Raw genomic sequence first — 6317 nt, forward strand, 5'->3', positions numbered from 1 at the left:
CCGCCCGTCTTGATTTCAGTCTGCCGACAACAGTGCTTTCGCGATTAGTCCGGCCCGTGAGCCGTTCGAGCCCTTTACCATGACCACATCCCCCCCTTGCAAGCCCTCAATCAGAGCCGGCGTCAATTCCTGCGCGGTTTCAGCGTAGCCGCCGCGCAATGCGGATGGCAGGGCCTCCCACAGGTTTTTCATCAAAGGGCCTGCCAGATAAACGCTGTCAATGTCCTGCGCCTCGATGACCGTCGCCAGATCGGCATGCAGGCGAGCCGCCTGTGGCCCCAGTTCAAGCATGTCGGTGAGGACGACAATTTTGCGTGATTCCGCCCCTTTCGGCCGGTTGCCGAGCGACTGCAAGGTGGCCGTCATCGATACCGGGTTGGCATTATAGCTTTCGTCGATGACGGTAATCTCGCCGCCCTTGAACGCCTTTTGCGTGACCTTGCCCCGCCCGTCTAGCGCCGCCGCCCCTTCCAGGGCCGCAAGCGAGGTGTCGAGATCGACATCGAGCGCTTCGAGCATGAGCAGGACCGCCATGGCATTCATCGCCTGATGCCGACCGGTATGGGACAGCGAAAAGGCGATGTCCCTACCGTGAAAGCGCGCGGTGATATCGGCGCGATCACCATTGATAATGTGAGACAACAGTTGTGCATCCGTACCGCCGGTTTCACCGAAGGCGGCCACCAGCGCGCCATTGCCGCGCGCTTCGCGTTGCAGAAAGTCGAACCAGACATTGTCAGCGTTCAGGATGGCAAGGCCGCCCGGCACGAGTCCGTCAAAGATTTCGGCCTTGGCGCGCGCCACACCTTCGTCGCCGTCGGGGAAATTCTCGGTATGTGCGCCGCCGACCGTTGTAATAATGGCGGCGTGCGGCGCAACGAATTCCGACAAGGGCGTGATTTCGTCGGCGTGGTTCATGCCGATTTCGAAGACAGCACGTTCTGTATCCGCCGGCATACGCGCCAGGGTCAGCGGGACGCCAATATGGTTGTTGAAACTCTTGATCGCCGAATGGGCCCGCCCGGCGCGTGTCAGCCCCTGCATCACCATCTGAGTGACGCTGGTCTTGCCCACCGAGCCGGTAACCGCCCCGCGACGCGCATTCACCGCCCGATTACGCGCAAACACCGCCAGTTTTTCGAGCGCGACCTGGACATCGGGCACCAGCAGACAGGGACCGCCGTCGATCGGACGGCGGGTGATGGCGATGGCGGCCCCGGATTGAAAGGCCTGCGCCACGAAATCATGGCCATCGCGCACGCCTTTGAGCGCCAGGAAGACGTCGCCTGGCAACAGAGCGCGGCTGTCGAAATTGATACCGGTCGCCGCCGAAACGCTGCCGGCGCCGGTCAAGGTCCCGCCCGTGGCCTTGGCCAGTTCGTCAAAGGTCCAGAGAGGGGTATCAGCCATGGCTCACGCGCGTCTAGTAGAGAAAACGCCATTGAACCTGACTCAGCGATTTAGGCAAGCGCGAGTGTGTTAACGCGCCCACCGGCGGCCGCCGTCGGCGTGCCCCGGGCGAGGCGAAAACGATTGGCTGTCGAGCATCGCCGCGCAGCGTACTTTAAGTACGTGAGCAGCGAAGCAGAGACAGACGGCCGTTTGCAGCCCGCTCCGGTGCGCCGATTAGTAGACGGGGCATTCCATCCAACGATACGGCGTCGCCCAGCGAATACCCATGGAGCGCGTGACGACAAACCCCTTCGACTGCGACGGGCCGCCGGTCATTTGCGAGCAGCGACTCATATAGATGTCCGACGGCAGGTAGCTGTCGAGACGCCGCGCCGACAGGCTCTTATCCGAGTTAAGCGTCACCTCGGCCACGTCATAGCGATTATAACTGCCGTCATACAGGCGATCATCGACGACGACGCGGCTGTTCAGAACTACCACCGTGGCGCGGCGCAACCCCTGGCTACGCAGATAGTCTCGAGCCGGATCGAAGCATTCGGCGGCTTCCGGCGGACTGTCCTTTCCGTCCGATGTGTGGCGTGGACGGCCATCGCGCCAGTTGCGGCGGTCGGAGCAGTCGACCAAAAACAGATCCTCGCCATAGGCTTCCCAGATTTCGGTCGGTACAGGGGCCGGCGGCGCACCACAGGTGCTGACGGCCTTTTCGACGATGTACAGGCCGTCGGACCGGTCTTCCACGTACCAGCCCACCTCTTCAGCAAACCGGCAGCCGTCGGCGCTATTCAGGTAAGCCTTGTCGAACCAGCGGGCATCCGCCTTGAACTTTCGATCACCCTTGCGTTTCAGCACCCATTGATCAATGGCCTTGCCATACAGCACGTCTCCGGCCTTGACCGGCTGTTGCGCGGCGATCAGATCGAGTTCTTTTTCGTCCGGGTGGGTTTGCAGATAGCGGATCGCCGGTTCGGCGCACCAGGCTGTCCTCAGGCTGAACTGCGGATCGCAATCGCCGCCGGTCGTGGCCAGATAACGTGCGGGGCCCGCCGCCCGTACCGTTTCCGTACGATGCCAGCCGTCCGCACCTCCGGACCTCAGGGGCGGTCCGTCGGGCGCAAAGGGACCATTGGGGGTGCGCGGCCCGCCACCACAGCTCACCACCTGCGTTTCCGTCGCCACGCTGTCATGTAACGCGTATTCGACAGCCTCACCCGCCAGCGCATAGCAGTCGCGCGGCACACGGACATCCGAGGTTGTGAATTCAATCCGGCGCGCCTGAAACCCTTCGGCGGTAGGAAACAGGTCGTACACCGCATAGTCGCGGCCATAGATGCCGGATACCCAGGTGCCACGCGGCGGTGCGTTCAAACCCAGCACGCGCGTCTCTCCCTGAGCGGCCGGTTTCAACTTGATCTTGTCGAAGCAAGGGCCGCCCGCGATGGGTTGGTATTTCACCGGGCAGCCGGCGCGCTGCGCGGCAACCTGAAGGTCGGCGCCTTCTACCGCCCGAACGGTGCCATAGCGCGCGGGCTCGACCAGAACCGGCTGCGGCCGCTGCGCCCAAGCCGCCGCAGGCAGAAAAACCGCAAGTGCCACTGAAAATGGCACCCAAAAACGAATATTTGTCATCGCCCCACCCCGATCTTATGGCCCTTCATACCGTCAATCTGGGGAAGCGATCAAGCCGCCCAAACCTGTACCGGTGATCGGAGAGTGCGCGGAGCGTGATGAACCGGCGCTGAACGAACCTATTTCGACAGGGCCTCACGCACGACGCTGGCGTCGTCGAACGGCAGGACGGTCGCGCCGACGATCTGCCCTTGTTCATGGCCTTTGCCGGCAACAACCAGCACATCGCCCGCTTTCAGGGTCGCCACCGCCTCGAAAATGGCGGTCCGGCGATCGGCGATTTCAACGGCGCCGTTATCCATTCCGCCTAGAACATCGGCACGGATAGCGGCCGGGTCTTCCGTGCGCGGATTATCATCGGTCACTATGGCCCGGTCAGCCAGGCGCTGGGCTATGGCGCCCATCTGCGGACGCTTGCCGCGGTCGCGATCACCGCCGCACCCGAAGACGCAAACCAGCTTGCCATGAGTGTGGGGGCGCAAAGCCTTAAGGACGGTTTCGAGGCCGTCAGGCGTATGGGCATAATCGACATAGACTTCAGCACCGTTCGATTTGGCACCAGCGCGTTCCAGGCGGCCGCGCGCCCCCTTGAGGTGCGACAGGGCCTCGATCACGCGACCCGCGTCCTCGCCGGCGGCAATGGCCAGGCCAGCGGCAACAAGTGCGTTCGACGCCTGAAAAAGTCCCGCCAAAGGCAACTTGGTTTCGTATTTTTTGCCCTGGTGCTCCAGATAGAGAATCTGGCCATCCACGGTCAGATCACGCCCGGTCATGCATAGGGCACCGCCGCGTTCGCCGACGCTCATCACAGACACGCCCGACAGGATCGACATGGCGGCAAAGGCGTTATAGGCGTCGGAATCGGCGTTCAGAACCGCCGTCTTGCCGCGCGGCAAAAGCTGCTCGAACAGGCGCAACTTTGCCGTCCGGTAGGCCTCCATCGTCGCGTGATAATCGAGGTGATCCTGGGTTAGATTGGTGAATCCGGCGGCCGCGAGCGATACCCCGTCCAACCGGCGCTGATCGATGCCGTGCGAGGAGGCTTCCAGCGCCAAGTGAGTTACCCCACTGCCGGCCAGTTCCGCCAGATGCCGCGCCAGGTCAGCGGCGTCCGGTGTGGTAAGCCCGGGTCCGGTGAGGGCGATTTCCGTACCATCGACATCCTGCGTCACAACCCCCAACGTGCCCATGCTGGCCGATTTATGGCCCAGGCGGCTGAAAATCTGGCGACAGAAGGTGGCGACGCTCGTCTTGCCGTTGGTGCCGGTAATGGCGACGCAGGTTTTGGGTTGCGCACCGTAGAACGCCTTGGCTGCCAAAGCATAGGCGCGACGCACATCGGCGACGTTGACGACAACGGAGCCAGCTTCGGCCAGCGTGCCTTCGGGCGCCAGAATGGCGGCCGCCCCCTGCTTGAGCGCCTGGGAAATGAACTGGCGGCCATCAACGGCATTGCCGGGCAAGGCACAGAAAAGGACGCCCTCGCCCACCTTGCGGCTGTCGGCGGTGACACCCGTGACCATAGGATCGGTGTCGAGATCCCGTCGCAGTATATCGGACAAACGCAGGGAGACTTGGGCCGTCATTTAGTGTTCGTCTCCGGTTACGTCTTCGGCCTGAACGGGCGCCTTATCCCATTCCGGTCCGGTAAACTTGTCCTCGCGGCGGCCCACGCCGAGGAATGGCGCGATACGTTCGATGACGTGGCCGGCAACAGGCGCCGCCACGTAAGCGCCGGTTTTCACGCCGCTGCTTTCCTTGGCACCCTGGGGCGAGTCGAAGGTAACCAGAATAGAATAGCGATCGCCATCCACAGGTCCGTCGGTCGGGAAGACGGCATAGAAGGAGGACACACGGTCGGCGGTATAACGCCCGTTCACCGGCTTCTGAGCCGTACCGGTCTTGCCGCCGACCCGAAGACCCGGTGCATTGGCGCGCGTGCCGGTGCCCTTCAGCACGTTTTCGCGCATCAGTTCCAGCATGGTGCGCGAGGTGGCCGCGGAGAAAACCTGCGAACCTGCAAGCGGCGAATGGCCGTCATACTTACGGATGGTCAGGGGGCGCAGGTAACCGCCGTTGAGTGTGGCATTGGCGGCTTCGACAAAGCTGAGCGGGGTAATGGCCATGCCCTGACCGAAGGCCGAGGACACCAGGGAGCTGTCCGACCACCGACCCGGAAGCAGGGGTGACGCCGGCTCGGTCAATTCGATATCGGCGGAGCGGAACAGGCCCAGCGCTTCGTAATAGCGCGTCATGGCGGTGGCGCCGACATCAAGGGCGACACGCGACGTACCGATATTGGACGATTTGATGAAAACGTCGGCCAGGCTCATCAACTCGGTCGATTCGTGATCATCGTGGATGATACGCGACCCAAGCTTGAACGGCTGGCGGCCATCATAAACCGAGCTCAACGATGCCGTGCCGGTATCCAGGCCAACGGAGATGGAGATGACCTTGAAGATCGAACCCAGTTCGTAACGATCCACCGCGGCGTGGTTGCGCTTGGCGGCATCGCTGGATGCGCCGGGGCGGTTCAGATCGAAATCCGGCCAGCTCGCCATGCCCAACACTTCGCCAGTCCGGACATTGGTGACGATCCCGATGGCACCTTGAGCGCGTTGCGCCTCCGCCATCGCCCGCAATTCGTTTTCGAGCGCGCCTTGGATACGCAGGTCCATGGCCAGTTGCACAGGCGTGTCATTGACCGCGCTGGCGGCAATCTGGTCCTGCAAGGCCTTTTCGGCACCGGACAGGCCCTCGCCGCCACGCTGGGTCATGCCGATATAGGCAGATCCCGTGTTGGCCAGTGGATAGTCACGCACGCGCTCGGCTTCGAAACTGATCCCGGGCAGGCCGTAATTCAGGATTTCATCACGCTTGCCCGGCTTGAGGTTGTTGGTCAGCAGCAGGCGTTTGTTCGCTTTGAACGGCTTTTCGATCTGATCGCGCGGCAGGTCGGGGAAAATCTGCAGCAATGCCCGCCGCACCAGGGCGCGATCTTCGCCGGTCATGTCCTTCGGGTCGACAAAAATACTGTAATTATTGACATCGGTGGCCAGAAGCTGGCCGTTGCGATCCACCAGTTGCGATCGCGCATTTGGTTCCCCGCTCAGGGCCGTCACCTGGGCGCCGCCAGCCAATGAGGCGCGCATGGCGAAGCCGGCCAATAGCACGTAGGCCGCGGTCATGCCGACCAGAATACAGAAAATGCGCATCCGTGTACTGGATGCCTTCACCCCCGACGCATTGGCCCGTTCAAAAGCGTGTTCAACTTT

At 62.5% G+C, this 6317-nt stretch carries 4 protein-coding genes; all 4 read right to left on the reverse strand.

The genetic code is table 11. The features are described from left to right. Positions 1–15 precede the first annotated feature (15 nt). Positions 16–1410: a UDP-N-acetylmuramoyl-tripeptide--D-alanyl-D-alanine ligase gene (locus RCJ00_RS07075; RefSeq protein WP_316221063.1), complete on the reverse strand. Its 1395-nt coding sequence runs from the start codon at positions 1408–1410 to the stop codon at positions 16–18. A 216-nt stretch (positions 1411–1626) separates the two neighbouring features. After that, positions 1627–3039, reverse strand: a complete 1413-nt coding sequence (locus RCJ00_RS07080) for a hypothetical protein (RefSeq protein WP_316221064.1) — start codon at positions 3037–3039, stop codon at positions 1627–1629. Positions 3040–3158: 119 nt separating this feature from the next. Then, positions 3159–4625, reverse strand: coding sequence for a UDP-N-acetylmuramoyl-L-alanyl-D-glutamate--2,6-diaminopimelate ligase (locus tag RCJ00_RS07085; protein ID WP_316221065.1), 1467 nt, complete (start codon positions 4623–4625; stop codon positions 3159–3161). Further along, the coding region (locus RCJ00_RS07090) for a peptidoglycan D,D-transpeptidase FtsI family protein (RefSeq protein WP_316221066.1) at positions 4626–6317 on the reverse strand (1692 nt) is incomplete at its 5' end.

The organism is Asticcacaulis aquihabitans (assembly GCF_032490435.1).
In the GTDB taxonomy this organism is placed as follows: domain Bacteria; phylum Pseudomonadota; class Alphaproteobacteria; order Caulobacterales; family Caulobacteraceae; genus Asticcacaulis.

Excerpts from the sequence above, each read along its gene's own strand:
- RCJ00_RS07075 (WP_316221063.1), bottom strand. The coding sequence starts at position 1,410 with ATGGCTGATACCCCTCTCTGGACCTTTGACGAACTGGCCAAGGCCACG.
- RCJ00_RS07085 (WP_316221065.1), bottom strand. The coding sequence starts at position 4,625 with ATGACGGCCCAAGTCTCCCTGCGTTTGTCCGATATACTGCGACGGGAT.
- RCJ00_RS07080 (WP_316221064.1), bottom strand. The coding sequence starts at position 3,039 with ATGACAAATATTCGTTTTTGGGTGCCATTTTCAGTGGCACTTGCGGTT.